This window comes from Halosegnis rubeus (assembly GCF_009184545.1).
Lineage (GTDB): Archaea > Halobacteriota > Halobacteria > Halobacteriales > Haloarculaceae > Halosegnis > Halosegnis rubeus.
In genome coordinates, this window is sequence record NZ_QJOW01000001.1 from 437369 (window position 1) to 462749 (window position 25381).

Here is a 25381-nt window from a genome sequence, read left to right on the forward strand (position 1 = left end):
GGTGCTGGCGACGTATGACACGATGGAAGAGGGCGCGCTCGACGAGAAGCCGAGAGTCCGCGACTATATGACACGCGACGTTGCCACGGTGAGTCCCGACGACACCGTTTCGAACGTCGCAAAGCGCATCGCCGAGAGCGACGAAACACACTCCGGGTTTCCGGTGACGAACGGGAGACAGGTAGAGGGGTTCATCACGGCGCGTGACCTGCTGCTCGCCGACGAAGTCGCGCCGATATTCACCGTGATGACGGACGACCTCGTCGTCGCTCACCCGGAGATGAAGATTCACGACGCCGGACGCGTCATCCTCCGGTCCGGCATCCAGCGGCTACCGGTGGTCGACGACGCGGGGAATCTCGTCGGCATCATCTCGAACTCGGACGTCGTTCGGTCACAGATCGAGCGAGCGACGCCGAGCAAGGTCCGAAAGCTAATGACGACGTTGACTAACATCCACGGCGTCGAGACCACCGAGGAACCCCGGACGGTCCGTCTCGCCGAGCTGACACCAACCCAGAGCAAGGTGTACACCGACGAGCTACAGGGACGCAGCTACGAGCTGGAGAACGGTCTCGCTGAACCGCTCGTCGTCATCGACAACTACGGCCAACTGCTGCTCGCCGACGGTCACCATCGGGTGAAGGCGGCCCACCGGCTCGGCATCGAGGAGATGGACGCGTACGTCATCGTCCTCGACGAGCGCGTCGAGTTGGGAATGGCAGAGACCGCACGCAAGGAAGGACTAGAGTCGGTCGAGGACATCACCGAGGTCGACTACGGTCACCATCCACTGGTCGAGACCACCCACCGGCTCATGGACGAGAACTGAGTTGCGTGTGAGTTATTCGGCTTCAGGCTGTACCACTCGGTATGTCTAACACGTCTACAGTAGGTGGCAGATGAATTCGAACCAGATAGATTTCCTCACTGACCTCGCGTACGGTCTGCTTCTGTTCGCCGCTGTCGTACTCATCGCAACTGGGAGCAGAGCTGCGGGTATCGCGTTCGGACTCGGTGGCCTCGTCTCGTACGTCGTTCACGTCGGCTGGAAGATGGCTCGATTTGACCCCGACTGGATGACAAAGGAGGTGACCGAAAACCTCGAAGAGAGCGTCGCAGAGGAGGTGTCCGAGAGTGTGACCGAGGAAGTGTCGAAGAACGTCGAAGAGAGCGTTGCGGAAGAGGTCTCGAAGAACGTCGAAGAGAGCGTTGCGGAAGAGGTCTCGAAGAACGTCGAAGAGAGCGTTGCGGAAGAGGTCTCGAAGAACGTCGAAGAAACCGTCAGCGAGAGCGTCGAGGAGACCGTTACGGAGGAGGTAACGGAAAACGTCGCCGAGGAAGTGTCGAAGAACGTCGAAGAAACCGTCACCGAGGAGGTGACCGAAAGCGTCGAGGAGTCGGTGACACAGAAGGTGACCGAGAACATGCAGGCGACGCTAACAACCGAACTGGACTCCATCATTACACAGCTAGAAGAGGTCAACGACCGCATCGAGGAACACGACGACGAGGACGACGAGGAAAAATAATCAGGGCAATTCCGGCAAAGATTGCTAAAGATTCTTTACTGCAGTTCGCGTAGCCGGTGGTATGTTCGACGATGACGACCTCGCGGAGATTCGTGACGGCCGCGAGTCGTGGGAAGACGAGACGCTCGCCGAGTACCTGGAGTACGGCGAGCGCAACGATCGGTTCGCGACGGTGTCGAACCACGAAATCGACCGGCTGTACACGCCGGAAGACGTCGCTGACATCGACTACGACGAGGACCTCGGGTTTCCAGGAGAGGAGCCGTACACGCGGGGGGCGTATCCGACGATGTACCGCGGCCGGACGTGGACGATGCGGCAGTTCGCCGGCTTCGGCACGGCCGAGGAGACCAACGAGCGGTTCCACTACCTCATCGACGAAGGCCAGACCGGCCTGTCGGTCGCCTTCGACATGCCGTCGCTGATGGGACTCGACTCCGACCATCCGATGGCGGACGGCGAGGTCGGGAAGGAAGGCGTCGCGGTCGACACGCTCGCCGACATGGAGATTCTGTTCGACGGCATCGACATCGGCGAGGTCTCCACCTCGTTTACTATCAATCCGAGCGCCGCGGTCGTCTACGCGATGTACATCGCGCTCGCAGACCAGCAGGACGTCGCCCGCGACCAGGTTCGCGGCACCCTCCAGAATGACATGCTCAAGGAGTTCATGGCCCAGAAAGAGTGGGTAATTCCGCCCGAGCCCTCACTCGACGTGGTCACCGACACCGTCGAGTACGCGGTCACGGAGACGCCGAAGTTCCACCCCGTCTCGGTGTCGGGCTACCACATCCGGGAGGCCGGCTCGACAGCCACACAGGAGGCCGCGTTTACCTTGGCCGACGGCTTCGCCTACGTCGAGGACGCACTCGACCGCGGGCTGGACGTGGACGAGGTCGGCCCGCTGCTTTCGTTCTTCTTCAACTCGCACAACTCCATGTTCGAGGAGGTCGCGAAGTTCCGCGCGTCGCGTCGCATCTACGCGCGCGTCATGGACGAGTGGTACGACGCCGACGCGCCGGAGTCGAAGCGACTGAAGTTCCACACTCAGACCGCCGGGCAGTCGCTCACTGCCCAACAGCCGCTCAACAACATCGTCCGGACGACGGTACAGGCGATGGCGGCCGTCCTCGGCGGTACTCAATCGCTTCACACCAACAGCTACGACGAGGCGCTCGCGCTCCCGAGCGAGCGGGCCGTCCGCGTTGCGCTCCGGACCCAACAGATCCTCGCAGAGGAGTCCGGCGTCGGCGACACGGTCGACCCGCTGGGTGGGAGCTTCGCGGTCGAGTCGCTCACCGACGAGATGGAAGCCGATATTATGGAGTATCTCGAGGAGATCCGCGACCTCGGCGACGGTTCCGTCCGCGACGGCGTGCTCGAGGGTATCGACAACGGCTACTTCCACCGCGAGATTCAGGAGGCCAGCTACGAGTATCAAAAGCGGGTCGATGCCGGCGAAGAGACCGTCGTCGGCGTCAACGACTACGTCACCGACGACGACCCCGACATCGACATCCTCCACGTCGACGAGGGCGTCCAAGAGACGCAAATTGAGCGACTAGAGCGTGTCAAGCGCGAGCGCAACGACGATGCCGTCCGGCAGTGTCTCGATGACCTCGCCGAGGCTATCAACGGTGACGCGAACGTGATGCCGTACATCGTCGACGCGGTGAAGGTGTACGCGACGATGGGGGAGATCATGGAGACGTTCGAACAGCAGTACGGCACGTACTCGGAGAAAATCGGGCTGGCCTAAGGCTGCTGGCCCGGCTCGGCGTCGTCGTATCGGTCGGAGACGTAAATAATCGCGACCAGCAGGACCCCGAGAATGCTGGCGATGGTCGCTGCGCCGTAGAAGGCAGTGCCGAACGGCGTCGGGGGCAGGTCGATGACGCCGTACAGCTCTGGGTCGAGTCCCTGCGGACCGATTGCGCCGATGACGAACCCGACGACGGCCGTCAGCAGGACGATGGAGACGTAGATGATGAGGACGAGCCGCCGCCCGTTCGTCGGTGATTCGCGCGTGGACACACGGTGTACTCGGGGGCTGGTGAAGATTAGCCTTTTGTCCACGACCCACCTACGGAGCGTATGTCTGAGAAGGAAGCGTTATTCGGTGTGCTCGCAGGAGTCGCCGGGATGATGTTTATCACCGGAATCGTGCTCGTATTTACGAGCTTGAATTAAAAACGAACGTCAGTCGTCGCTCGGCTCGCCGGAGCCGTCGGCGGCCAGCGTGGGCGTGTCCTCGTCGGTCGTGTCGAGCTGCTCGCCGAACCACTCGAACTCGCGGGAGTACTGTCCCGTCTCCTTGAGGTTCCACGGGTCCTCGTCCTCGACGACCGGCCCTTCGAGGTACGACTGGGTGAGGTTCCACACCCAGATGAGCTGTCCGAGCATGATGATGAACGCACCAATCGTCGCGACCTGGTGGAGCGTCGTCACCTGTGCGAGCGGCGCGATGAGCCCGTTGAACTCGTAGGTTGCGTAGCGGCGCGGCATGCCGAGGTAGCCGAGCAGCAGCATGGCGAAGAACGTCACCGCGACGCCAATCTCGGAGATCCAGAAGTGCATCTTCGCGAGCCGCTTCTGGTACATCTTCCCGGTGACGATGGGGAACCAATAGTAGATAGCCCCGAAGCCGGCGAAGGCAATCATCCCCATGACGATCCAGTGGAAGTGGCCCACGACGTAGTAGGTGTCGTGCAAGACGAGGTTGACCGGAATCGCGGCGAGGAAGACGCCGGTGATTCCGCCGATGACGAAGTTCGCGACGAACCCGATACAGAACAACATCGGCGCTGTGAGCCGGATGTTACCGTTCCACATCGTCGCGATCCAGTTGAACGTCTTCACCGCGGATGGTATCGCAATCGCGAGTGACACCGCCATGAAGCTCGCCCGGATACGCGGGTCGATACCGGAGGAGAACATGTGGTGGGCCCACACACCGAAAGAGAGCACACCGATGGCGAGCGTGGAGTAGATGACGAACTTGTAGCCGAACAGCTTCCGGCCCGAGAACTTCGGCAGAATCCACGACACCAGCCCCATCGGCGGCAACACGAGGATGTACACCTCGGGGTGACCGAAGAACCAGAACAGGTGCTGCCAGAGAATCGGCGAGCCACCGTCGACCGCGAAGAAAGCGGTCTGGAAGTTCCGGTCGAGCAGAAGCATGATGAGTGCGCTGCCCAGCAGCGGGAACGCGAAGAGGATGAGCGCCGACTGGGTGAGGATGGTCCACGAGAAGATATCGAGGTTGGCCCAGTTCACGTCCGGCGAGCGCTCGGTGAAGATGGTGACGATGAAGTTAATCGCGCCCATCGTCGCCGAAATTCCCGAGAGGTGAAGCCCGAGTAACATCAGGTCGACGCCGGGGTTCGCCTGTTCTGCCGACAGCGGCGTGTACATCGTCCACGAGGTCTCGGCGGCTCCGACCGCCCCGCCCGTCAGTGGGTCGAGGAAGAAGCCAGCCCAGATGAGCAGCGCGGCCGGCGGCAACAGCCAGAACGCGATGCCGTTGATGCGCGGGAACGCCATGTCGTCCGCGCCAATCAACAGCGGGATGAAGTAGTTCGAGAACGCGGCGATGATGGGTGTCCCGAAGAGGAACAGCATCGTGATGCCGTGGCTCGTGAGGAGTCCGTTGTACGTGCCCGTGCCGCCGAGCACGTTGAGTGCCGGCGTCGTCAACTCGACGCGCATTAGCATGACGGCGAGGCCGCCCCACACGAACGCGATGGTGGCGTAGATGCCGTACAGAATCCCGATATCCTTGTGATCGACTGTCGTCAGCCAGCGAATCAGCCCGGACGGTTTGTGACTCGTGGCCGTACTGTCGCCGTAGCCAGCGTCGCCGCTGACAAGCGGTGTGTACGCGCGGAGGTTCTCCATGCGGGAGACGAGGGTGGCGACCCCTACCAGGAAGACCCCCATGAGAACGGTTAACGCGAGTTGCTCTCCTGCCATGCTATAGCTTGAGGACCGGGCGATAAGAAAGGTTGTGTTCCCAGGCGTCTACGCGGGCGGCTTACTCGTCATCTGCTGACTCGTCGTCGGCGTCGTCTGCCGCGATGGCGGCTGCATCTTCAGGTGGCTCGTCGGACGTGACCTCGCCGAACTCCTCCTCGTCGTAGTCCGGCGTGGTCGCCTCGCTCGGGTCCGCGGCGGCGGCCTGCGGCTCCGCAAACTCCTCCGGGTTCTCTTCCAGTTCGGCCTCGGCCTTCGAGATGGCACGCCCCGAGAAGTACGTTAACACGAACAGTGCGCCGAACGTGATGACGACAATGCTGAGCTGAATCGCCTGGTTGGCGAGGTCGGTTCCGAACGGGTTGTACAGTACGAAGACACCGATAAAGAAGGCCATCATCACCAACGGGATGGCGTTGACGATGAGATCGAGGAGCGTCTCGCGGTCGAACGTCCGTGATGACATACCTGTTGCTTGCTCCTGTGCGTCTAAGAGGTTACGGGTTCACGCCGCGGGACCGGCGTCAGTCACTGAGCCGCCTGCGATACTCGCCGCGAGCGCGACGATTCCCGCCCCGACGATGGAGAAGCCGCGCAGGACGATGGTGTCGGTCGAGGCGAGTGCGCTCTCGATAGCTCCGACGCTCGTGCCAGTCTGCGTGACGACGACAATCAAGCCGAGGGCGACGAACACGCCGGACAGCGCGGTCAGCGTTCGCCACGGGCGCTCCGTGTAGCCGGCTTCGGTGAGGATGCCAGCGATGCTCCCGGCAAAGAGCACGAGCCCGCCGATGGCCAGCGGATAGATTGCCATCACGACGCCGACCTCCCCCACCGCGAGACCGAGCGCGACGAACAGCGGCCACGAACTCACTTTCGCGGCTGCCGACGTTTCTGTCTCGCGTTCCTCTCGTGCCATACCGTCTATGAGTGGCACTGGCTCAAATGTTCGTCGGTCAGTCCCAGAACGCGTTCGTCCGGGCGTACTCGCGCTCTCTCGCGAGGATGTCCCGGTAGAAGTCGTCTTCGTCGTCGCGGAGCTTGTTGATGACTCGCGCCGCGTTGCGTGGCCCGACGCCGCGCGCGGCCAGCGCGATGACCGCCTCCTTCCCGTGGCCCTGCACGAGCGAGCCGGCTTTGAACGCCCGCTCCGTCATCCGTTCTTCCTCCTCGTCTTTGTCGGCGCGCTTGACGGCGGCCACCACCTCGTCGGCCCACGGATTCAGCGCCGCGATGCGCGTCGAGCCACAGTTGGGACACGTCGGCGGGTCGTCGATGCGTTTCACCTGCCGCTTCGTCTCCCACTCCTGACAGTGGAGACAAAACAGCAACATCCGGTCGCCCTGAATGCGCTCCTTGACCGTCTCGATAATCGACGCGTCGGCGTTCTCCGGCGAGAGTAGCTCCTGTCCGGAGGCGTGGCCGCCAAGGCCGATTGGCGTGCGCTCGCCGACTGTCTCGACGGCCACCTCCCGCCGGCGGACCGATTCGAGGACGGCACTCGCGCGGTCGGCGTCGAGTTCGACGTGGAGCGTCTCCCGAAGCGCCTCGTCGTACACCGGCGTGTCTCGGAGGGCTTCGAGCAGGCGGTCGCGACCGAAGCCGCGGCCGCCCTTCCACCCCTTGAGCGCGCCGAACTTCGCAGCGACCTGTGCGAGCGTGTACTTCAGCGAATCGGAGTTCTTCAGCGACAGTTCGATGAGCGGTTCGACGTGGCCGGGGTCGGTGTCGAACAGCAGGTCGACCACGTCACCGAGGTAGACGCCCGAAGGAACCTCCAGCTGGATGCGGTAGGGGTCCGTCTCCAGTCCGACGGACGAGCCGGTCTGTTGGCCGATGAGCGCCGAGAGCAGGCGGCCGAGCGTCTCGTTCGCCTTGTGGCCGAGACAGGCGTTCAGAACGACCTCGCGCCCGTACGCCTCGACCAGAAGCGTCTCGTCGGTCGCCATCGGTGGCTCGTGGCGTTCGATGGGGTCCAGCGCCTCGCACGCGGTGTGTTCGTCGGTCGGATACTCCTCGGCCATCCCCTGGGCGACGGTCTCCCGGGATTGGCCGGCTTCGAAGGCGGATTTCGTCTCGCCGCGCATCCGGCCGACCCGCTGGGCGACGTCGTAGGGAACGGGAATCTCTTGGCCGGTCCACGACGGCACCTCGCCGCCGGGGTCCTCGACCGGCGTGACCTGCACCTTCTCGTCGTCCTCGTCCACGTTGGTGATACGCCACATCTCTCCGCCCTGGATGAACACCTCACCCGGCGCGGCGAAGTTGACGACGAACCGCTCCGCGAGCGTCCCGACCGTCCGGCCCGAGGCCATGTCCACGACCCGGAAGTTCTGCTCGTCGGGAATCATCGAGAGGTTCTGGTAGAAGTACTCCCACGTCCCGCGAGACTTCTCCAGTCGGTCGTGGCCTTCCTCCAGCCACAGCACGTGGTTGTCGGCGAGTTCGCGCACGACCTCTTTGAAGCTCTCTTGTTCGAGGTCGCGGTAGGGGTACGCCCGACGGATGATTTCGAAACAACCCCGTGCGGAAATCTCGCCGAACCCCATCAACACCCCGGCAATCTGGTTTGCCACCGTGTCGAGACTCCCGTGGTGGATTGCGGCGTCCTCGACGACGCCCTCGTCTGCCATCTTCGCGATGGCCAGCGCCTCGAAGGTGTCGTCCGGCCGGGTCGTGATGACGGTCCCGCGTGACACTTCCCCGGAGGTGTGGCCCGCACGGCCGACCCGCTGGAGCAGTCGAGCCACCTCGCGGGGACTCTGATACTGGATGACGTGGTCGATACTCCCCACGTCGATACCCAACTCCATCGAGGAGGTACACATCAGCGCGTCGATTTCCCCCGACTTGAGCCGGTCTTCCACGTCAATGCGCGCCTCCTTCGACAGCGAGCCGTGGTGGACCGCGATATCGGTCCCGTACTCCTTCAGCCGCGAGCCGAGACCCTCGGCCGTCGTCCGCGTGTTCACGAACACGAGCGTCGAGTCGTTTTCGCCCACGATGTCATCGATAGTGCGCACCTGGCTCGCGACCGCGGCGTCGGTGACGAGTTCGGAGGCGAGCACCTCGTCATCGGGCGTCAGCTCCGGGTTCGTCACCTGCACGTCGAACTCGCTGCCGGCGTCAACTTCCACGACCGCACAGTCGCGGTCGCCGGTCAGGAATCGCCCGACTTCCTCTGGGTCGCCGACGGTCGCGGACAGGCCGATTCGCTGGAACGGGCCGGCGTACTCGCGCAGGTGCTCCAGCCCGACCGCCAGCTGCGCGCCCCGTTTCGAGGCAGCGAGCTCGTGCACCTCGTCGACCACGACGTGTTCTGTGTCTTCGAGTGCGGCACGGAGTTTCTTGCCCGTGAACATCGCCTGTAGCGTCTCGGGCGTCGTGACGAGCACGTCCGGCGGGTCGTCGGCCTGCTTGCTCCGCTGGTAATCCGTCGTGTCGCCGTGCCGGACGTCTACCTCGACACCAAGCGTCTCGCCCCACCAGTCGAGCCGCTCGCGCATGTCGCGGTTCAGCGCGCGCAGCGGCGTGATGTACAGGGCCTGTAACCCCTCTACGTCGTCTCGGTCTGCAATCGCAGAGAACACCGGCAACATCGCAGTCTCCGTCTTGCCGGTCCCGGTCGGGGCGACGACGAGCCCATTTCGCCCCTCGGCGAGCGGCGGAATCGCCTTGCGCTGTGGCTCTGTCGGCTGGTCGAAGCCGCGCTCGGAGAGCGCCTGCCGCACCGGCGCGGCGAGGTGAGTGAACGCGTCCAGCCCCTGCTGGCTCATTACACCACACTGGGGGTGACAGCCGAATAAGGCGCACGGTCGTTACTCAGAGTCGGTCGTACCGTCCGAGTCGCGTCCCGTCGAGCAGGTACGCCTCTCCGTCGGCGAGCGCGTCGGGGAGGAAGGGCGCGAGAAAGGCGTCGTTCTCGTTCACCCACGTCCCGCCGACGCGGTCGTTGAACGCTGGAAAGACGACCAGCCGCGTCGAGTCGACTGCAAGCGACTGTTCCGTGAACGGGTCTGGATTCACTCCGCCACGGAGCCACGCCCGCTCGGTCCGCGCCCCGCCGACCTCGTCTTCGAGTCGCACCTGCGGGTGTTCGTGGGCGACACACAGCGTCTCGGCCGAGAGCACCGACTCCGACGGCCACGTGTGTCCGTGCGCGAAGCCGATGTCGCCGATACGTGTACCCGTCCCGTCAGTGACGGTCACGTCCTCGCTGTCGGCTGCGACGGTCTCGACGTCGCCGTCGTGGTTCCCTTTCACCACCACGAGGGGACAGTAGCTGGTCACAGCGTCGAACAGCTCGCGAAGCTCTCGTTTCTCCTCGCCGCTGGGCGTGCCGAGCGCGTTCCCCGCGTCGCCGAGCGCTACGACGCGGTCAGGACGGGTATCGCGGACGATATCCAGCAGTCGCGCACGCCGGTCTTCCGCGGCAGACCGGAGCTCGACGCCGTCACGACGGAGTGCGACCTCCAGGCCGGCGTGGTAATCCGCGAACACGAGCAGGCGTTCGCCGGCGGTCGCTGCCGTCGCCGCCGGCACGTCCGGAATCGGCTCCACCACGTCAGATCGGCTTGAGCTTCCCGTCTGCCGGCTCGTAACACTGCCCGCTCATCAGCGCGTCGTCGATGGCGTCCTCGATTTCGTCTTCGCTCGCACCGGTCCGGTCTGCGACCGTCGCGACCAGTTCGTCGTGGTCGGCTCCGTCGCCGTCGTCCAGCGACTCCATCGCCTCCAGGACGGTCTCGTCGACCGGACGGTCCGGCTCCGTCCCGGCGTCCTCAGGCTCCGATTCGGCTGTCTGCTCCTCCGTGACTGGCTCGTCGGTCTGCTCGGCGTCGGTGCCGTCCGACGCTCCGTCACTCGGCGGCTCCGGCTCCTGTTCGGGTTCGAGTTCGGGTTCGGGTTCGACCTCGTCGCCGGTCGAGAACTCCGTGCCGAACTCGGATTCGACCTGCTCGCGCTCCTCGTCGGTGAGCACGTCGTCTTCTTCGGGGTCGAAGTCGTCGAGTTCCTCTTCGATCTCCGATTCCACCTCGCCGGTCTCGAACTCACCCAGCGAGTCGTCGTCGGTCTCGAACTCACCCAGCGCCTCCTCGGTCGATTCCCCAACCGACTCGTCGAGTGTGTCGTCGGTCTCGACCCCCGATTGCTCCGCCGCCGTCGTCGTGTCGGTCGGCTCGGTCTCCTCCGTCGCTGGCTCGTCGGTCGCCGGCTCTGGGGTGTCCGACGCCGCCGCGCCGGATTCTGTCTCGACGGACTCCGCCTCGGTCGTTGACTCCTCGTCCAGCGGCTCGAACTCCGCGCTCGGACCGTCGTCTACGGTGGCTGCCGCCGGCTCGTCTTCCGTCTCGCTGTCGGCGTCCTCGCCCGCCGTTTCCACCGCGAGGTCGCGGTCCGCGAGCGCGCTCGCGTCGCCGGCTCCCTCGTCCGGCGCGACGTTGAGCGACCCGACCTCGTCGCGCTCGCCGGCAATCGTTTCGAGCGCCTCTACGGCGAGCGTCCGGAGCGCGTCGAGGTATTCGGGGGTCGTCCCGTAGTGGTCGAGCGCGAGCGCGATGCCCGACGCGAGCGACGGCTCCACGCCGTCGGCTTCCAGCGCGGTCGTCAGTTCCTCGCCTCCGAGCCCGGTCTCGATGGCGGCGGCCATCGTCTCAGTGCGCTCGATGGTGCGCTTTGCCGCCTCCACGACCCAGCGGTCGCGGGTGTCGCCGTCCACCTCGCTGATGGACTCCGGGCGAACGCTCGTGAAAACGCGGTCGCCGTCTTCCGGCTCGAAGGTGCGCGCCTTGCCGGTGACGGCGAGGAACGCGGGCGGCTCCGTCCGTTCGAGGAAGGCGAGCGCGTCCGGCTGATACTGGCCCGCGTAGGTGACGAACGCCCCCGTCGGGTCCACGATTCGCGCCCGGAGCATCTCGTCGTTCACCCACTCTTCTTCCGTCAGGACGCCGACGAGGAACAGGCGATTGACGCGCGCACCGGACGGCGTGACGACGTAGTTCGGCGCGCGCTCCTCGTCGCTCTCGGAGTAAGAGAGGTCCGCGTCGTCGAACTCGGCGGCGAACAGCCGATTGGCGATTTCGCGCCGACCCGGTCCCCCGTCCTCAGATTCGCTCATGTGTCCACCTCCGCGAGTGCGGCCTTCGCACGCTCGCTCGGGTCCTCGTCGCTCTCTTCGAAGCTCGTGGCGTTGAGGTTCGCGCCGTACTCATCGACCGAGAGTTGCCCGCGAACGCGGTACTCCCTGCCGACGATTTGCTCGCGAATCTCGTCGGCGACGACCTCCTTGTCCATGGCGTCGCGGGCGTGCTCCTTCGCGGTCTCGATACCGCCACCGTACACCTCCTCCGTGAGGTCGTGGCCGAGAACCGCCGTCACCGTCCCGGTCCCGTCGTCGAGAATCGCCTTCACGCGCAGGTCGTCTTCCCCCTCGACGGCACCGTGGGAGCGACACTGTCCGTTCTGGACGACGCGGCCACACTCCGGACACCGCTCGATGAGTCCGGAGCCGTCACGCACTTCGATGACGTTGCCGACGAGCGTCACGTCGTACGCGCCGCCCGACGAGACGGCATCGCCGATCGGCAGCTCCGGGGCCGACTCGCTCACCGCCACGTCCTCCTGGAGCGCGATGACGCTGGAGAACTCCGAGACGTTCACCGAGGGGACGCCGCGGAACTCCCGGATGGAGACGTTCTCGAGTCGGACGCTCGCGCCCGCCTCGATCTCTGAATGTGGGTCCCAGTCGGTGAACGGGAGCTTGCCGGTCTCGTCGCCGAGGACGCCGCTCAGGATTTCGGTCTCGCCGTCGCGCCCGTCGATTGTCTTCCGTTCACACTCCAGCACGCGCACGACGACGTTGCGCCCGCGGTCGCCCGGTTCGAGCGCGTCGAGCGTGCGGTCGCCACCGACTCCGTACTCCACGTCGAGGGTGTCGTCCTCGAAGACGAGCGTGGTGGACTGACCCAGATTCAGCTCGGGACGGCCGTCCCACTCGCGGACGCCGGCGTTGCCGACGGTGACGGTGTCGCCGACGGAGAGTCCGAACTCCTCCCACGCGGTGTAGGAGATGCGGCCCGTCTCGTCGGCGAGTTCGCCCTCGTAGATGGTCTGGTCGTCCCCCTGATACCGGATGGAACGTTTCCCGACCGTCAACACGCGGGCAGTGACGGTGACGTTGCCGTCGTCGGTGCCGATGTCGGCGATCTCCTTCGTCGTCGGCTCGTTGCCGGACGAGGCGGAGCCGTCGCCGTATTTCCGGCGAAGCGACCCCTTTGCTTCCTCCAGCGGGACGGAGTAGCTGGTGAGCTTCTCTAGGTCCTCTAAGACCTCCTGTTTGTCAACACCGAGGTCGGAGGCGAGCGCCTCGGCTTCGTCTTCGAGACTCATCGTCCGTGGCTTCTTGCCCCCACCTCAAGGATGTATCGCCCGGTCGCAGGCGGGAGCTGCACACGCTCACAGGTCTGTCCGGACGAATCGATAGCGTGCGACCGACAGCGCGAGCACGGCAATCGCGAGCAGCACCGCGATGTCGAGCGGGGCGATGATGCCTTCGACCAACACCGCCGTCGGATCGAAGTAGCGGGCCGGCGAGAGAGCGCCGAGCTCCGAGACCGTCGTCACAGAGAGAGCGGCCTCGCCGAACCACGCGGCGAACGCGCCGGCGATGGCAGTCCGACCGGCCAGCCGTCCGCGCTTGACCGTGACGCCGACGAGCGTGCCGAGACCGAGCCACGCGAGCAGGTAGACGACGGCGACGGCGTGGAGGGTGTACAGGCCGGCGAGCGACAGCGGCTGGCCGATGACGCCTGCGCCGAGATACAACGCGAGCGGAACGATGGCGTTGACGAGTCCAATCGGGACGAGCAGCCCGGCGGCTACTCCGGCGAGCACGTCGGTCCGTGCGGTCGGCCCCGAGAGCAGCGTGGCGGCCCTCCCCGACTCGATGTCCCCGCCGACGGTCCCGGCTGCCGCGTACGCCACGTAGGCGGCCAGTCCGACCGTCCACCCGAAGGTGTAGAACTCGCTGGCGAGCAGGCCGGCGACCGAGTCCAGCGACTCGAAGCCGACGAGCGCCGTCAACAGGGGTGGCAGCGACTCCAGCAGTGCGGCGAGGTCCGTCCCAACGAGTAAATCCGGCGCGAGCGCGACGAAGACGAGCCCGTACGCGGAGAGTGCTCCCGACAGCAGTAGCGAGGTCCGGAGCCGTCCCCGAGCCTCGTACCGGAACACCGTCGCGAAGTCACGTCGGCTCATGCGATATCAGCCCGTTCGAAGCCCGCAGCGGCGACGGCCAGCAGTCCGACGGTCGCTGCGAGCAGCACTCCCGCCCCGAGGAGGTCGTACTCGCCCGTCGTCAGAATCGCCAGCGGGTCGTAGTAGCTCGCGGGCGTGAGCCGCGTCAGTCCCCCGAGTGCGGTCCCGCCGAGCAGGGTCGAGAGGACGAACGTCCCGACGACGGTTCCGACGGCGACGCCCTCCGCCTGGCTCCGCCGGTCGGCAAACACGGAGGCAGTCACCCCAATCGCGCAACAGACGAGCAGATACGGCACCGACAGCAGGTGAACCGCGACGAGCCACGCTGGCTCGATACCCGCCCCGACCGCCGCGTTCACCCCGATGACGACGCCTCCGACGATGGCGTTCACGACGAGTACGGGGACGAGATACGCGAGGAACTTTCCGGCGAGCAGGCCGCGCCGCGAGAGTGGTGCCGCGAGCACCATGTCGAGTCGACCCGCCTGTGCGTCACCGGCGATACTCCCGGCGGCCGAGTACGCGAGATAGCTCCCGAGACCGACGAGCCAGACGTACTGGTATAGTTCGAGCGCGATGAAGCCGCCCGGACTGCCGATCGCTTCCAACCCGAACCCCTCGGCGACCGCCGGCGGAAGGTTCGCCACCACGGTCTCGATGTCGAAATCGTCGAGGATGCCCGGGGTGAGTGCGGTCACCAGCCCGCCAAACGCGGCGAGACACCCGCCGATTGTGACCGACGCGAGGAGATTCCCACGGCCTTCATACCGGGCGGTCTCACGCATCCGACGCTCCCCCGTTCTCGCTTTCTTCCCCTGCATCGAGGGTCGCGTCCGTGTCGTAAAACCGCATGAATACGTCCTCGAGCGGTGCCTCGCCGATGTTCACGTCGAGCGGGTCGTGGGCGAGAATGTGCTCCAGTAGGGGTTCGTACTGGCCGGTGTACGTGAACATGACCGTCGTCGCCTCCCCCGACGGGGCGATATCGAGGTCGTGAACGCCCTCGAAGGCGAAGGCGTCGGCCGCGAGGTCGTCTGCGAATCGGAGTTCGACCCGCTTGCCGTTGCGGTCGAGGAGCGTGGCCACGTCAGCCTGCTCGACGAGGCGGCCGTCGCGGATGATACCCACCCGGTCACACACCTTCCGCACCTCGCCGAGGACGTGCGACGAAAAGAGGAATGAGGTGCCCGACTCGCGTTCCGCCCGGATGAAATCCAGCAGTTTGGCCTGTTTCAGCGGGTCCAGCCCCGAGGTGGGTTCGTCCATAATCACGAGGTCGGGGTCGTGCATGAACGCGATAACGATGGCGAGCATCTGTCTGTTCCCCCGCGAGTACTCCTCGACCGCGCGGTCGAGGGGTGGGTCGAACACGTCGAGCAGCTCGCCGCTGCGCTCGTCACCCCGGAGTGCGCCGTGGTACTCCAGTAACCGTCGCCCGGTCGCACGCTCGTCGAAGGCCGGTTCGCTCGGGAGGTAGCCGACGTTCCCACGCGACTCACGCAGGGCGGCCCGGTCGGTCACCTCGGCCCCGAGCACCGTCGCCGATCCAGCGGTGGGGGACTGAAAGCCGAGCAGTGTCCGGATGGTCGTCGTCTTTCCTGCCCCGTTCGGACCGAGGAAGCCGAACACCTCTCCCTCTTCGACGGCGAAGGAGACCCCTTCGATACCCCGCACGTCGCCGTAGAACTTCGTCAGCTCGTCCGTCTGGATGACCGGCATACTCTCCAGACCCGACGCCGCCCGGTCGCTTGAGCGTTGTCCCCGCGGGCGAAACCACTAATCGGCTCCCCCGGCCACCTCCGGTATGCACGTCCACGTGAACGCGGCCGTCTCCGCTGACGGGAAGCTCTCCTCGCGCCAGCGCGAACAGATTGCCATCTCCGGGGACGAGGATTTCGCCCGCATGGAGACGATTCGCGCCGAAGCCGACGCCGTCGTGGTCGGGGTCGGCACCGTCCTCACGGACGACCCGTCGCTCGAACGCCACGACGAATCCATCGGCAGCGAGCCACCTGCACGGGTGGTTGCCGACTCGCGGGGACGCACCCCGACGGACGCCGACATCCTCGCCGGTGACCGACCGACGTATCTCCTCGTGAGCGCGGCCGCTCCCGAACAGCGTCGGCGCGCGCTCGAACGGGCCGGTGCGACTGTCGTCGTCGCCGGCGAGGACCGGGTCGACCTCCCCGAGGCGTTCGACGAACTCACCACGCACGGTGTTTCACACCTGATGGTCGAGGGCGGTGGTGAACTCATCTTCTCGCTGTTCGCGGACGAACTGGTGGACGAACTCACGGTGTACGTCGGGTCGATGATTATCGGCGGGCGCGGTGCGCCCACTCTCGCCGACGGTGACGGATTCGTCGACGAGTTCCCGACGCTCAAGCTCCGTGACGTGTCGCGACTCGACGACGGGGTCGTGCTTGCCTACGACGCGTAGGTCACATCCCCATGTCGGCGGCGTCGTCGGGAACCGGGAGAGCGTGTGGCTCGACGCCGAGGAGTTCGCCCGCGTGGTCGAGCGCGATGTCGAACCCGTAGTAGCGTTCGAGCTCGTCGCCGTCGGGTGTCGGCCGCACCTTCAGCATGGCGTACCCCTCGATGTTCTGCGCGATGGCGGCCGTTCTCCCGTCGCGGTCGAAGCTGAGGACGCGCTCCTCGTCGGTCTCGTAGTACTCCGCGGTGATGTCGTCTGTCTCGGCGCTGCTCATACCCCTCCTTCGTGTCCCGACTACGGGAAGGTGACGGTTTTCACCGGCTGAACACCCTCCTGTACGTATTTATTATGTGCAGATATACCACGTTGTGCGAGTGCACCAGACTTCGGTGACTCTCGCGCCCGCCGAGTCAGGCGGTCACACCTTGGCACGTGTTCGTCGTGGTTGACTACAGTCTGGGCGTCGGGGTGTTCCCACCGACGCCCCCTCGACACAGAATCACAGCAGTAACGACGTTCGCCTCGTTTCTGCCCGTATGGAGTGGTTCGCCAGCGGTATGCGCCGTGACATCTGCATCCTGCTGTACGAGGACGAGCAGCGCGCCCAGTCGGTGAAGACGGCGCTCCAGCGCCGCTACGACCGGAGAATCCGCCCAAAACAGTTCGAAGGCTGCGTGAACGCGCTCGTGGACGCCGGCCATATCGAGCGCCGCGTCGACGGGATCGCCGACGTGCTCGCGCTCACCGAGACGGGCGAGCGCGGCGTCGAAAACCAGTACGAGTGGCTCGAAGAACGAGTCGCCTAATCGAGGAGCTGTTGACCGATGGTGTTGCGAAGCACCTCGCTGGTCCCCTCGTAGATTTCGTTCAGCTTGGCGTCGCGGTACATCCGCTCGACGGGGAAGTCCTTCGTGTAGCCGTAGCCGCCGTGAATCTGAATCCCCTCGTTGGCGACCTCGCGTGAGGCCTCACTCGCGTAGAGCTTCGCCTGTGCGGCCTCCTTGATGAACTCCTCGCCGCGCATCTTCTTGTCCGCGGCCGAGTGCATCAGCAGGCGAGCGGCACGGGTCTTGGTGTCCATATCGGCGAGCTTGTGCTGAATCGCCTGGAAGTCGCCGATTCGCTGGTCGAACTGCTCGCGGTTGCTGGCGTACTCGCTGGCCTCGTCGAGGGCGGCCTGTGCGATACCGACCGACCGAGCCGCGATGGTGATACGGCCGCCGTTGAGCGTCTTGAGTGCCTGCACGAACCCTTCACCCTCCTCGCCGAGGCGTCGCTCCTCCGGAATCCACATGTCGTCGAAGCGGAGCTCGGCCGTCGGACAACCCTTGTCGCCGAGCTTGTCCTCGGTCCCCTCGACGATGAAGCCGTCGTCTTCTTCGGGCCGGACGATGAACGAGGAGATGCCCTTGTTGCCGCCGTCGGGGTCGGTCTTCGCGAACAGCGTGACGGTGTCGGCGACCGAGCCGTTGGAAATCCACACCTTGTCGCCGTTGATGGTGTAGCCGTCGCCGTCGGCCTCGGCGTGTGTCTCCATCGCCGGCACGTCGGAGCCTGCCCCGGCCTCCGAGAGCGCGAACGCGCCGATTTCCTCCCCCTCAGCGAGCGGGGTCAGATACTCCTGCTTCTGGGCGTCGGTCCCGAACTCGTACACCATGTTGCCGGCGAGCGAGATGTGGGCTGCGACGATGGTCCCCAGACCGCCGGAGCCGCGGGAAATTTCTTCGAGCGCAATCGGGTAGGCGTGATAATCGAGCCCGGCACCGCCGTACTCCTCGGGGAACGGCATTCCCATCAGTCCGAGCTTCGCGAGTTCGTCCACGAGGTCGGCGGGGAACTCGTCCGTCTTGTCGATATCGCTGGCTCGCGGGACGACCTCCTCGTCCACGAACTCCGTGACCATCTCCTTGATCTGTTTCTGCTCCGACGAGAGTTGGAAGTCCATACTCTCACTACGAGCCTGCGTACTTGGCCGTTTCGAGCACCGACCGGCACAAGGTACATACCACACCGACCCACAGCACGCACAGCGGCGGACGTTGGTAGGGGTACCGCTCGTCCGCCCGGACGGCATTTTATCGGGCGTTACCCCTCGTAGCTGTAGAACCCCTCGCCCGTCTTCTTCCCCAAGTCGCCGGCGTCGACCTTCCGGTGGAGCAGATACGCCGGCTTGTAGCGGTCGCCGAGCTCCTCGTGGAGCGTCTCCGTCGCGTCCAGACAGATGTCCAACCCGATGTGGTCGGCGAGCTCGAGCGGCCCCATCGGGACGTTCGTGCCGAGTTTCATCCCGCGGTCGATATCCTCCTTGGTGGCGACCCCCTCGTCGAAGGCACGAATCCCCTCGTTGATCCACGGCATCAGGATGCGGTTCGAGACGAACCCCGGCTTGTCGTCGGACTCCCACGTCTCCTTGCCGAGCGCCTCGGCGAACTCGTGGGCGAGGTCCGTCACGGCGTCCGTCGTCTTCTCTCCGGTGACGACCTCCACGCCCTTCATCACCGGCACGGGATTCATGAAGTGGAGTCCGACGACCTGCTGTGCGCGGTCGGTCGCGGCCGCGATGGTCGTAATCGAGAGCGTCGAGGTGTTCGTCGCCAGCACTACGTCGTCGTCCACCACGGCGTCGAGGTCGGCGAAGATGTCCTGTTTGATATCCATCTTCTCGACGGCCGCCTCGATGACGACGTCCGCCTCGGCCAGCCGGCCGAGGTCGGTCGTCCCCGTGAGCCGCGCCTGCGCGTCGGTCTTTTCCGTCTCGGTGATGGTGTCGTTGGCGACGAGCCGCGAGAGCGACTCGTCGACGGCGTCCAGCCCGCTCTCGACGTATTCGGGTTCGATGTCCCGCATCAGTACGTCGTAGCCGGCGGTGGCGGCCACCTGCGCGATGCCGTTACCCATCGTTCCCGCACCGACGACGCCCACTGTCTCGATTTCCTCGAAGCCTCGCATACTCGCGGGTCGGCTCGCCGGTGGTAAAATATGCCGAAGCTACTGTCCGTCGTGGAATGTCGCCACGCGGTCGAACAGTGTCTCGCGGCGACGCTCCAGCGCGAGGAAGTGCGAACCGTTCGCGATCTCCGTGTACTCGGCCTCACCGGTCGTGAGGTCGTCGTAGAGCCGGAGCCCGTCTTCACGCGTCGCCGTCTGGTCGAGTGACCCGCGCACGACGAGCGTCGAGACGGCGATGTCGGCGGCGTCGTAGATCGGTCCACCGGTCGCGGCCGCAGTGAGGTCGAGCAGCGTCCCGTTTGGAGCCTCGACCGTCGGCGGGTCGTCGCTCACGCCCTGCCCGTCGAACAGCGTCGTCCAGAAGCGGTCGAACGCGTCCGGGTCGCGGTGGTCGCTCGGCACTGGGAGGTGTGCGTCCCACCGGTCACGGGTCTCGGTGCGGGTCGCCTCGCGTTTCGGTGCCGGGTCACGTCCGGGGTCGAAGGCGCTGACTCGCGCCGGTTCGGGGTCGTAGACGGGTGCAAACTGGACGAGCGAGGTAATCTCCGTCTCACGCGTACACGCGATACCGGCCACCATCGTCCCCCACGAGTAGCCGACGAGGTGGAGGTGTTCGTGGTCGCGTGCCAGCGAGTCGAGGACGCGACGCAGGTCCTCGGCTACCCTGTCTGCCCGACTCGGCGGGTCGGCGTCCGGGTCGTCCATCGCCACGGGACGGTCGCTGTCGCCGTAGCCGACGGCGTCGACGGCGTAGGCTGCTCGCCCGCGGGACGCGGTGTCGGCGAGCCACGAGTAGCCAGGGGTGTCGAACGCCGGCCGCGCGCCGAACGTCGCGCCGTGAACGAAGACGACCGCCTCGTCCGTCGGTCGGTCGGGTTGGCGGACGTGGACCGCGACGCGCGTTCCGTCTTCCGTCTCGACATCGCGCCGTCGTGACATACCGACAGCTCTCGACGCTCCGAGTTAACTGTTGACACGCTGTTCGGCGGCTGAGCCGGCGCATCAATACCTTCTTTGGGCAGGTGTGCAGACGGACTCGTATGCAACCATTCGACGACAGCCCGCTCGCTCGCGACGGGAAGGTGCTCATCCTCGCGTACGACCACGGTCTCGAACACGGCCCGGTCGACTTCGAGGGTCTCGACGGCAGCGAGGACCCCGCCCGGACGTTCGAGGCGGCCACCCACTCGGCCGTCACCTCACTGGCCGTCCAGAAGGGACCGGCAGAGGCGTACTACCCATCCTACGAGGACGACGTCGACCTCCTGCTCAAGCTGAACGGCACGTCGAACCTCTGGATGGGCGAGCCGGACTCGGCGGTCAACTGCACCGTCGACTACGCACAGGAGATCGGTGCTTCCTCCGTCGGCTTCACCGTCTACGGCGGCTCCAACAACGAGATCGAGATGGTCGAGGAGTTCCGCGACGCACAGGAGGCCGCTCGCCACCGCGACCTCCCCGTCGTGATGTGGTCGTATCCGCGGGGACAGGGTCTGAAGAACGATACTGCGCCCGATACCATCGCCTACGCCGCCCGCCAGGCGCACGAACTCGGGGCCGACGTGGCGAAGGTGAAGTACCCCGGCTCCCAGGAGGCGATGGAACACGCCGTCTCGATGGCCGGTAAGACGAAGGTCGTCATGTCCGGCGGCTCGAAGACGACCGACCGCGAGTTCCTCTCGTCGGTCAAGTCGGTCATCGACGCTGGCGGCGTCGGTCTCGCCGTCGGCCGGAACGTCTGGCAGCGCGAGGACCCCACCCACATCCTCGACGCGCTCGAAGCCGTCATCTTCGACGAGACGAGCGTCGACGAGGCGCTCGACCGCGCAGCCTGATGAGCGACGACATCGCGGCCCTCCTCGATACCGTTGCGGCCACGGCCCCGGAGATTCGCGTCGGTCTCTCCGGCCGTCGCAGCTACGGCGACACCGAGAACCCCTCGGGCGAGCGGCAACTCGCCGCCGACGAGTACGCCGACGGCATGCTGGAGACCCGCCTCCTTGCCCTCGATGCAGTCGGGAGCTACGCCAGCGAGGAACGCGAGTCCGTCATCACGAGCGACGCCGGCGGCGACTACCACGTCGCCTGTGATCCGCTCGACGGCTCCTCGAACCTCAAGTCGAACAACACGATGGGCACCATCGTCGGCGTCTACGACGAGCCGCTTCCGGCCGGCGGCCGGAGTCTCGTCGCGAGCGCGTTCGTCCTCTTCGGGCCGATTACGACGATGGTGACCGCCCACGAGGGGACCGTGACCGAGTACGTCATCGAAGACGGCGACCGGCGCGTCGTCACCGAGGACCTGACCGTTCCGGACGACCCCGTCGTGTACGGCTTCGGCGGGCGGGTTCCAGACTGGCCCGACGACTTCGCCGACTACGCCGCCGACATCGAACGAGAGCTCAAGCTCCGATACGGCGGCGCGATGATCGGCGACGTGAATCAGGTGCTCACCTACGGCGGCGTCTTCGCGTATCCGGCCCTCGACTCCGCGCCCGACGGCAAACTTCGGCTCCTGTTCGAGGGGAATCCGATTGCCCATATCGTCGAGACCGCGGGCGGTCGCTCCTCCGATGGAAGCAAATCGCTGCTCGATGTGCCCGCCGAGGGAATCCACCAGCGCGTCCCCGTTCATCTCGGAAACACGGCGCTCGTCGAGCGGCTGGAGGCCGCGCTCGCGTAGACGCCGACAATATTTGCGAACGGAAACGGATTAGTCGCCGGCCTCGCCACCCACGGTATGGACGTACACATCGGCGAGTCGGCGACAGAGGAGGAGGCGTCGGCTATCGCCAGCGCACTCTCCGAGCACACGGACGACGACGAGATACGCGTCTTCGTCGGCGACAGCGACGAACCGCTGCTCGTGCGCGACGTGAACCTCACCGCGCCAATCGACGACGACCTCGGTCCGACCGACCGCGAGCGACGGCTCCGCGAGGAAATCGCCGACATCGAGGCGGGCGGTCCCCAGAAGTACAAGGACCGCCTGAGCGAACAGGACAAACTGTTCGTGCGCGACCGCCTCGACCTGTGGTTCGGCGAGGACGGCATCGCCTTCGAGGACGGGAAGTTCGCCGCCTTCGACGACTGGCACGAGAACGCGCCCGAAGCCGACGGGGACGCGAGCCGCACGCCCGGCGACGGACTTCTCACCGGTGCGGCGGACTTCGAGGGCCGCGACGTGCACTGGATGGCCAACGACTTCACGGTGAAGGCGGGGTCGATGGCCGGCCGCGGCGTCGAGAAGTTCCTCCGGATGCAACAGCGCGCGCTCAAGACCGGCCAGCCGGTCCTGTATCTGATGGACTCCTCGGGCGGACGCATCGACCAACAGACCGGCTTCTTCGCGAACCGAGAGGGCATCGGGAAGTACTACTACAACCACTCGATGCTGTCGGGTCGGGTCCCCCAGATTTGCGTGCTCTACGGTCCCTGTATCGCCGGCGCTGCCTATACCCCTGTCTTCGCCGACTTCACCATCATGGTCGAGGGGATGTCCGCGATGGCGATCGCCTCCCCGCGCATGGTCCAGATGGTCACCGGCGAGGACATCGACATGCAGGAGCTCGGCGGTCCGCAGGTCCACGCCGAACACTCCGGCTCCGCCGACCTCGTCGCCAAAGACGAGGAACACGCCCGCGAACTCGTCGCGCAACTCATCACCTACCTGCCTGACAACAGCGACGAGTCGCCGCCGATGGCAGAATCGAAGCCGCCGCGCAAGCCGCCGAAGGGCATCGACTCCGTCGTCCCCGAGGCACCCAACGAGCCGTACGACATGGAGCGTGTCATCGAGCGCGTCGTCGACCACGGCTCGTACTTCGAGCTGAAACCCGACTACGGTAAGGAGATTATCACGGCGTTCGGTCGGGTCGACGGTCGCCCGGTCGGTATCGTCGCGAACCAGCCGGACGAACGTGCCGGAGCCATCTTCCCCGACGCCGCTGACAAGGCAGCCGACTTCGTGTGGACCTGTGACGCATACGACATCCCCCTCCTGTATCTGTGTGACACGCCCGGCTTCATGGCCGGTTCCGGCGTCGAGAAGGATGGCATCCTAGAGAAGGGCAAGAAGATGATTTACGCCACCTCCGAGGCCACGGTGCCGAAACAGTCCGTCATCGTGCGGAAGGCGTACGGTGCCGGCATCTACGCGATGTCTGGCCCGGCGTACGATCCCGAGTCGGTCATCGGTCTCCCCGCCGGCGAAATCGGCATCATGGGACCGGAGGCGGCCATCAACGCGGTCTACGCCAACCGGCTCGCCGACATCGACGACCCCCAGGAACGCGCCGAGCTGGAACAACAGCTCCGCGAGGAGTACCGCGAGGATATCGACATCCACCGGATGGCGAGCGAGGTCGTCATCGACGAAATTATCCCCCCCTCCGAACTGCGCGGTGAACTCGCGGCCCGCTTCGAGTTCTATGAGGGCGTCGAGAAGGACCGCCCGTCGAAGAAACACGGTACCGTGTTCTGATGTCGTGGCCGATGCTCGTCGCGGCCGGCCTGTTCGAGGTTGCATGGGCCATCGGTCTGGAGTACTCCGAAGGGCTTTCGAAGCCACTCCCGACAGCGGCGACGGTGCTGGCGCTCGCCGTGAGTATGGTCCTACTCGCGCGCGCCGTCGAGAATCTCCCCATCGGGACGGCCTACGCCGTCTGGACGGGTATCGGCGCGGTCGGGACCGCAACGCTCGGTATCGTGCTGTTCGACGAGCCGGCGACGCTCGCGCGGGGTGGGTTCATCGCCGTCATCGTCGTCGGCATCGTCGGACTCCACAGCGTCTCGTGAGCTACTGATTTTCCTCCTTGAGCGAGAGCGCGGTCCGATCGAACCCACAGACAAGCGTGTCTTCCGTCCCGTCTTCGACCTTGTACGTCTCGACGTGCATCTCGACGATACCCCGCTCGCCGTCGCTGGTCTCGCGCTTGCTCGTGACGGTCGTCTCCGCGTAGATGGTGTCGCCGTGGAAGACCGGATTCGGGTGTTGGACCGAATCGTACGAGAGGTTCGCGACGATGGTCCCGTCGGTCGTCTCTGGAATCGACATCCCGACCGCGAGCGACATCGTGTAGAGCCCGTTGACGAGCCGCGCGCCGAAATCGGTGTCGGCGGCGAAGTCGGCGTCCAGATGGAGCGGCTGCTGGTTCATCGTCATGTCACAGAACGTCTGGTTGTCGCTCTCGGAGACGGTTCGCCGGCGCGGATGCTCGATTGTCTCGCCGACAGTAAACTCCTCGTAGTACAGACCTGCCATATGTCTGCTCGCGTCGGTGGCGGCAAATATGGTGGTGGTCTCTACCGGCCCTCACAGAGCAACGTACTTTAACAGCGAGCGGTCGGACCCGACGGTATGGCAAGACGCTCGCTCCTCTTCTCGCCCGCCGACAAACCCGAGCTGTTGCGAAAAGCACCCGCGACCAACGCCGATACGGTGTGTTTCGACCTCGAAGACGCGGTTGCACCGTCGCGGAAGGCCGCAGGACGCGAGACCGTCGCCGCGGTGTTGTCCGACCCAGAGTTCGACCCCGACTGCGAGGTGTGTCTGCGCGTCAACCCTGACGCCGAGACTGCGGCCGCGGACCTTGACGCGCTTGACGCCCCCGCGCGCCTCGACGCCGTGATGGTGCCGAAGGTGGCGGCTCCGGCCGACGTGCTCGCCGTGACGGACCTGCTTTCGGAGCGTGGCTTCGACGTGCCCGTCATCGCCCTGTGTGAGTCGGCTGCCGGCGTTCTCCACGCTGAGGCCATCGCTGCGACCGACGGCGTCGTGGCGCTCGCGCTCGGGGCTGAAGATCTCGCGGCCGACATCGGGGCGACCCGAACGCCGGAGGGGACCGAGGTGTCACACGCCCGCCAGCAGGTCGTCCTCGCGGGCGCGGCCGCCGGCGTCGATGTCATCGACACTATCTACACCGGCATCGAGGACGGCGATGGGTTGGCCGACGAGACGCGGTTCGCGCTCGAACTCGGCTACGACGGGAAGATGTGTATTCACCCCTCGCAGGTGGGCATCGTCAACGACGCGTTCACGCCCGACGGTGAACGCATCGCGTGGGCGCGTCGCATCCTCGAGGCTGCGACCGAGGCGACCGACGCCGGGGCTGGCGTGTTCCGCGTCGACGGCGAGATGGTCGACGCCCCCCTCATCGCACAAGCCGAGCGCGTCCGCGAGCGCGCACGCGCTTCCGGCGTCTGGGGCGCGTAATCATGTGTCGGCGTACCC

Annotated in this window: 26 protein-coding genes; 10 read left to right on the forward strand and 16 right to left on the reverse strand. The window is 65.7% G+C overall.

Translation table 11 applies throughout. The features are described from left to right. Positions 1-22: 22 nt before the first annotated feature. From DMP03_RS02300 to DMP03_RS02310, 3 genes are all read left to right on the forward strand, one after another. Positions 23-832: a CBS pair associated ParBc domain-containing protein gene (locus DMP03_RS02300; RefSeq protein WP_152119107.1), complete on the forward strand. Its 810-nt coding sequence runs from the start codon at positions 23-25 to the stop codon at positions 830-832. A gap of 70 nt (positions 833-902) precedes the next feature. After that, positions 903-1532, forward strand: a complete 630-nt coding sequence (locus DMP03_RS02305; RefSeq protein WP_152119108.1) for an O-antigen ligase family protein — start codon at positions 903-905, stop codon at positions 1530-1532. Between the two features lie 61 nt (positions 1533-1593). Next, positions 1594-3291, forward strand: a complete 1698-nt coding sequence (locus tag DMP03_RS02310; RefSeq protein ID WP_152119109.1) for an acyl-CoA mutase large subunit family protein — start codon at positions 1594-1596, stop codon at positions 3289-3291. On the opposite strand, the gene DMP03_RS02315 is transcribed toward DMP03_RS02310, so the two are convergent. The 11 genes from DMP03_RS02315 to DMP03_RS02365 all read right to left on the reverse strand — a co-directional run bounded on the left by DMP03_RS02315 (position 3288) and on the right by DMP03_RS02365 (position 15482). Continuing rightward, positions 3288-3566: a DUF7520 family protein gene (locus tag DMP03_RS02315; RefSeq protein WP_075936919.1), complete on the reverse strand. Its 279-nt coding sequence runs from the start codon at positions 3564-3566 to the stop codon at positions 3288-3290. The genes DMP03_RS02310 and DMP03_RS02315 overlap by 4 nt on opposite strands. A gap of 165 nt (positions 3567-3731) precedes the next feature. Then, complete coding sequence (locus DMP03_RS02320) at positions 3732-5507, reverse strand: cbb3-type cytochrome c oxidase subunit I (RefSeq protein ID WP_152119110.1); 1776 nt, start codon at positions 5505-5507, stop codon at positions 3732-3734. Between the two features lie 61 nt (positions 5508-5568). Beyond that, positions 5569-5973, reverse strand: coding sequence for a DUF6684 family protein (locus DMP03_RS14475; RefSeq protein WP_193221809.1), 405 nt, complete (start codon positions 5971-5973; stop codon positions 5569-5571). A gap of 39 nt (positions 5974-6012) precedes the next feature. After that, the gene (locus tag DMP03_RS02330) at positions 6013-6426 is read right to left on the reverse strand and encodes a DUF7541 family protein (protein WP_152119111.1); all 414 of its coding nucleotides are present in this window, start codon (positions 6424-6426) and stop codon (positions 6013-6015) included. 37 nt (positions 6427-6463) lie between these two features. Further along, positions 6464-9283 (reverse strand): DEAD/DEAH box helicase, encoded by a 2820-nt coding sequence (locus tag DMP03_RS02335; RefSeq protein ID WP_152119112.1) that lies wholly within the window; start codon positions 9281-9283, stop codon positions 6464-6466. A gap of 46 nt (positions 9284-9329) precedes the next feature. Beyond that, a complete protein-coding gene (locus DMP03_RS02340; protein ID WP_152119113.1) occupies positions 9330-10070 on the reverse strand; it encodes a metallophosphoesterase in 741 nt (246 codons plus the stop codon). Position 10071: 1 nt separating this feature from the next. Then, positions 10072-11625: a hypothetical protein gene (locus DMP03_RS02345; RefSeq protein ID WP_152119114.1), complete on the reverse strand. Its 1554-nt coding sequence runs from the start codon at positions 11623-11625 to the stop codon at positions 10072-10074. Then, positions 11622-12896: a Single-stranded DNA binding protein gene (locus DMP03_RS02350; protein WP_152119115.1), complete on the reverse strand. Its 1275-nt coding sequence runs from the start codon at positions 12894-12896 to the stop codon at positions 11622-11624. The genes DMP03_RS02345 and DMP03_RS02350 overlap by 4 nt, the downstream gene beginning before the upstream one ends. Positions 12897-12962: 66 nt before the next feature. Further along, on the reverse strand, positions 12963-13763 hold the full coding sequence (locus DMP03_RS02355) for a hypothetical protein (RefSeq protein ID WP_152119116.1): 801 nt from the start codon (positions 13761-13763) through the stop codon (positions 12963-12965). Next, a complete protein-coding gene (locus DMP03_RS02360) occupies positions 13760-14548 on the reverse strand; it encodes an ABC transporter permease (protein ID WP_152119117.1) in 789 nt (262 codons plus the stop codon). The genes DMP03_RS02355 and DMP03_RS02360 overlap by 4 nt, the downstream gene beginning before the upstream one ends. Continuing rightward, a complete protein-coding gene (locus DMP03_RS02365) occupies positions 14541-15482 on the reverse strand; it encodes an ABC transporter ATP-binding protein (RefSeq protein WP_152119118.1) in 942 nt (313 codons plus the stop codon). Before DMP03_RS02365 ends, DMP03_RS02360 begins: the two co-directional genes overlap by 8 nt. Positions 15483-15567: 85 nt before the next feature. Between DMP03_RS02365 and DMP03_RS02370 the strand changes: the two genes are divergently transcribed. After that, positions 15568-16203 carry a 2,5-diamino-6-(ribosylamino)-4(3H)-pyrimidinone 5'-phosphate reductase gene (locus DMP03_RS02370; protein ID WP_152119119.1) on the forward strand — a complete coding sequence of 212 codons (636 nt, stop codon included), beginning with the start codon at positions 15568-15570 and terminating at the stop codon, positions 16201-16203. 1 nt (position 16204) lies between these two features. Here DMP03_RS02370 and DMP03_RS02375 read toward each other — a convergent pair whose 3' ends face one another. After that, positions 16205-16474, reverse strand: a complete 270-nt coding sequence (locus DMP03_RS02375) for a DUF7111 family protein (protein WP_152119120.1) — start codon at positions 16472-16474, stop codon at positions 16205-16207. Between the two features lie 262 nt (positions 16475-16736). Here DMP03_RS02375 and DMP03_RS02380 point away from each other — a divergent pair, with 262 nt between their 5' ends. Further along, a complete protein-coding gene (locus DMP03_RS02380) occupies positions 16737-17006 on the forward strand; it encodes a PadR family transcriptional regulator (protein WP_152119121.1) in 270 nt (89 codons plus the stop codon). On the opposite strand, the gene DMP03_RS02385 is transcribed toward DMP03_RS02380, so the two are convergent. From DMP03_RS02385 to DMP03_RS02395, 3 genes are all read right to left on the reverse strand, one after another. Beyond that, on the reverse strand, positions 17003-18145 hold the full coding sequence (locus DMP03_RS02385) for an acyl-CoA dehydrogenase family protein (protein WP_152119122.1): 1143 nt from the start codon (positions 18143-18145) through the stop codon (positions 17003-17005). The genes DMP03_RS02380 and DMP03_RS02385 overlap by 4 nt on opposite strands. Before the next feature lie 140 nt (positions 18146-18285). After that, positions 18286-19149, reverse strand: coding sequence for a 3-hydroxyacyl-CoA dehydrogenase family protein (locus tag DMP03_RS02390; RefSeq protein WP_152119123.1), 864 nt, complete (start codon positions 19147-19149; stop codon positions 18286-18288). Between the two features lie 39 nt (positions 19150-19188). Next, a complete protein-coding gene (locus tag DMP03_RS02395) occupies positions 19189-20088 on the reverse strand; it encodes an alpha/beta hydrolase (protein ID WP_152119124.1) in 900 nt (299 codons plus the stop codon). A gap of 101 nt (positions 20089-20189) precedes the next feature. Here DMP03_RS02395 and DMP03_RS02400 point away from each other — a divergent pair, with 101 nt between their 5' ends. Genes DMP03_RS02400 through DMP03_RS02415 form a run of 4 tightly spaced genes read left to right on the forward strand, consistent with a single transcriptional unit; the run spans position 20190 to position 23946 of the window. After that, positions 20190-20984, forward strand: coding sequence for a class I fructose-bisphosphate aldolase (locus tag DMP03_RS02400; RefSeq protein ID WP_152119125.1), 795 nt, complete (start codon positions 20190-20192; stop codon positions 20982-20984). Further along, positions 20984-21832 carry a class 1 fructose-bisphosphatase gene (locus DMP03_RS02405; RefSeq protein WP_152119126.1) on the forward strand — a complete coding sequence of 283 codons (849 nt, stop codon included), beginning with the start codon at positions 20984-20986 and terminating at the stop codon, positions 21830-21832. Before DMP03_RS02400 ends, DMP03_RS02405 begins: the two co-directional genes overlap by 1 nt. Before the next feature lie 57 nt (positions 21833-21889). After that, entirely contained in the window at positions 21890-23632 is a 1743-nt protein-coding gene (locus DMP03_RS02410; RefSeq protein ID WP_152119127.1) for an acyl-CoA carboxylase subunit beta, read from the forward strand. After that, the gene (locus DMP03_RS02415) at positions 23632-23946 is read left to right on the forward strand and encodes a DMT family transporter (RefSeq protein WP_152119128.1); all 315 of its coding nucleotides are present in this window, start codon (positions 23632-23634) and stop codon (positions 23944-23946) included. Before DMP03_RS02410 ends, DMP03_RS02415 begins: the two co-directional genes overlap by 1 nt. Position 23947: 1 nt before the next feature. Here the strand turns inward: DMP03_RS02415 and DMP03_RS02420 are convergent, their stop codons facing one another. Then, positions 23948-24412, reverse strand: coding sequence for a MaoC family dehydratase (locus tag DMP03_RS02420; RefSeq protein WP_152119129.1), 465 nt, complete (start codon positions 24410-24412; stop codon positions 23948-23950). Positions 24413-24508: 96 nt separating this feature from the next. Between DMP03_RS02420 and DMP03_RS02425 the strand changes: the two genes are divergently transcribed. Next, entirely contained in the window at positions 24509-25363 is an 855-nt protein-coding gene (locus DMP03_RS02425; RefSeq protein WP_152119130.1) for an HpcH/HpaI aldolase/citrate lyase family protein, read from the forward strand. The last annotated feature ends 18 nt before the right edge of the window (positions 25364-25381 follow it).

Coding starts and splice junctions, on each gene's coding strand:
- DMP03_RS02330 (WP_152119111.1), bottom strand. CDS start 6,426: ATGGCACGAGAGGAACGCGAGACAGAAACGTCGGCAGCCGCGAAAGTG.
- DMP03_RS02415 (WP_152119128.1), top strand. CDS start 23,632: ATGTCGTGGCCGATGCTCGTCGCGGCCGGCCTGTTCGAGGTTGCATGG.
- DMP03_RS02380 (WP_152119121.1), top strand. CDS start 16,737: ATGGAGTGGTTCGCCAGCGGTATGCGCCGTGACATCTGCATCCTGCTG.
- DMP03_RS02320 (WP_152119110.1), bottom strand. CDS start 5,507: ATGGCAGGAGAGCAACTCGCGTTAACCGTTCTCATGGGGGTCTTCCTG.
- DMP03_RS02350 (WP_152119115.1), bottom strand. CDS start 12,896: ATGAGTCTCGAAGACGAAGCCGAGGCGCTCGCCTCCGACCTCGGTGTT.
- DMP03_RS02310 (WP_152119109.1), top strand. CDS start 1,594: ATGTTCGACGATGACGACCTCGCGGAGATTCGTGACGGCCGCGAGTCG.
- DMP03_RS02410 (WP_152119127.1), top strand. CDS start 21,890: ATGGACGTACACATCGGCGAGTCGGCGACAGAGGAGGAGGCGTCGGCT.
- DMP03_RS02405 (WP_152119126.1), top strand. CDS start 20,984: ATGAGCGACGACATCGCGGCCCTCCTCGATACCGTTGCGGCCACGGCC.
- DMP03_RS02375 (WP_152119120.1), bottom strand. CDS start 16,474: ATGAGCAGCGCCGAGACAGACGACATCACCGCGGAGTACTACGAGACC.
- DMP03_RS02300 (WP_152119107.1), top strand. CDS start 23: ATGGAAGAGGGCGCGCTCGACGAGAAGCCGAGAGTCCGCGACTATATG.
- DMP03_RS02360 (WP_152119117.1), bottom strand. CDS start 14,548: ATGCGTGAGACCGCCCGGTATGAAGGCCGTGGGAATCTCCTCGCGTCG.
- DMP03_RS02365 (WP_152119118.1), bottom strand. CDS start 15,482: ATGCCGGTCATCCAGACGGACGAGCTGACGAAGTTCTACGGCGACGTG.
- DMP03_RS02400 (WP_152119125.1), top strand. CDS start 20,190: ATGCAACCATTCGACGACAGCCCGCTCGCTCGCGACGGGAAGGTGCTC.
- DMP03_RS02420 (WP_152119129.1), bottom strand. CDS start 24,412: ATGGCAGGTCTGTACTACGAGGAGTTTACTGTCGGCGAGACAATCGAG.
- DMP03_RS02355 (WP_152119116.1), bottom strand. CDS start 13,763: ATGAGCCGACGTGACTTCGCGACGGTGTTCCGGTACGAGGCTCGGGGA.
- DMP03_RS02345 (WP_152119114.1), bottom strand. CDS start 11,625: ATGAGCGAATCTGAGGACGGGGGACCGGGTCGGCGCGAAATCGCCAAT.
- DMP03_RS02390 (WP_152119123.1), bottom strand. CDS start 19,149: ATGCGAGGCTTCGAGGAAATCGAGACAGTGGGCGTCGTCGGTGCGGGA.
- DMP03_RS02370 (WP_152119119.1), top strand. CDS start 15,568: ATGCACGTCCACGTGAACGCGGCCGTCTCCGCTGACGGGAAGCTCTCC.
- DMP03_RS02305 (WP_152119108.1), top strand. CDS start 903: ATGAATTCGAACCAGATAGATTTCCTCACTGACCTCGCGTACGGTCTG.
- DMP03_RS14475 (WP_193221809.1), bottom strand. CDS start 5,973: ATGTCATCACGGACGTTCGACCGCGAGACGCTCCTCGATCTCATCGTC.
- DMP03_RS02385 (WP_152119122.1), bottom strand. CDS start 18,145: ATGGACTTCCAACTCTCGTCGGAGCAGAAACAGATCAAGGAGATGGTC.
- DMP03_RS02335 (WP_152119112.1), bottom strand. CDS start 9,283: ATGAGCCAGCAGGGGCTGGACGCGTTCACTCACCTCGCCGCGCCGGTG.
- DMP03_RS02425 (WP_152119130.1), top strand. CDS start 24,509: ATGGCAAGACGCTCGCTCCTCTTCTCGCCCGCCGACAAACCCGAGCTG.
- DMP03_RS02395 (WP_152119124.1), bottom strand. CDS start 20,088: ATGTCACGACGGCGCGATGTCGAGACGGAAGACGGAACGCGCGTCGCG.